This window comes from Streptococcus sp. HMSC078H03, assembly GCF_001808655.1.
GTDB classification, from domain to species: domain Bacteria; phylum Bacillota; class Bacilli; order Lactobacillales; family Streptococcaceae; genus Streptococcus; species Streptococcus salivarius_G.
Genome location: NZ_KV794103.1, coordinates 36,361 through 37,755, shown reverse-complemented (window position 1 = coordinate 37,755; position 1,395 = coordinate 36,361). Strand labels below are relative to the sequence as shown.

The window sequence follows — 1,395 nt, the reverse complement described above, 5'->3', positions numbered from 1 at the left end:
ACAGCCGTGTACCAATGAACGATGATGTTCCAGCAACCTTCGAAGATGGCACAACGACTAAGACAGTTGACGGTGTCGGTACATACACAGTAGCAGCGGACGGAACTGTAACCTTTGTTCCAGAAAAATCATTCGTCGGAACTGCACCAGCAGTGACTGTTGTTCGTGAAGATGTAAATGGTACTAAGGCTTCAGCGACTTACACACCAACCGTAACTTCAGTCACACCGACTGCAACACCGGCAGAATCAACAGGACCTCAAGGAGTAGTTCAGACGGGAACTGTAACCTTTACTGAGGGTGATTCAGTTGCTCCAATTGACAAAGATACTATTACCCTTCTTGATGAAAATGGCCAACCAGCAGCGGCGGTGTTTGCGAAATCACCAGCGGGCAATATTATTGGTACCTTCACAGTTGATAAAGACACAGGTGTCGTAACCTTCACACCAACGGATAAATCTTATTCAGGTGATGTTGTCCCAGTTAAAGTTCAAGCAGCTGATACAAATGGAACAACAGTAGAAACAACATACACACCTAAGATTACTCCAGTCGCTCCAACATCTGAAGATGCGACATCAACAGATATCCAAGGTGCAACACAAACAGGTAAACCAAGCTTCACCGAAGGAAATCCAAATGTTCCAATCGATGAAGATACTCCAGCTACTTTCGAAGATGGCTCAACGACTAAGACAGTAGATGGTGAAGGAACATACACTGTTTCTCCAGATGGAACCGTAACTTTCGTTCCAGAAAAATCATTCACTGGAACTGCTTCAGGCGTAACGGTTAAACGTGTTGATAAGAACGGTACTGAGATCACAGCTAAGTACACACCAACTGTGACACCAGTAACTCCAACTGCAACACCAGCTGAATCAACTGATATCCAAGGTGCTACACAAACTGGTAAGCCTGAATTTACTGAAGGTGACAGCCGTGTGCCTATGAACGATGATGTTCCAGCAACTTTCGACGATGGTACAACTACCAAGGCAGTAGAGGGTGTTGGTACTTACACAGTAGCGGCAGATGGAACCGTAACCTTCGTACCTGAGAAATCATTCGTTGGTGAAGCTCCAGCAGTGACAGTTGTCCGTGAAGATAAGAACGGCACAAAAGCTTCTGCGACTTATACTCCAAAAGTAACTCCTGTTACACCAACTGCAGCACCAACAACATCAACAGATATTCAAGGTGCGACTCAAACAGGTAAGCCTAAATTTACTGAAGGTGATAGCCGTGTGCCAATGAACGATGACGTTCCAGCAACCTTCGATGATGGTTCAACCACTAAGACAGTAGAAGGTGTTGGTACTTACACAGTAGCCGCAGACGGTACAGTGACATTTGTACCAGAAAAATCATTCGTTGGAACTGCCCCAGCAG

Annotated in this window: 1 pseudogene; it reads left to right on the top strand. The window is 45.4% G+C overall.

What is annotated here, in order from left to right:
- A pseudogene (locus HMPREF2607_RS05130) lies at positions 1-1,395 on the top strand (CshA family fibrillar surface protein C); the annotation flags it as partial.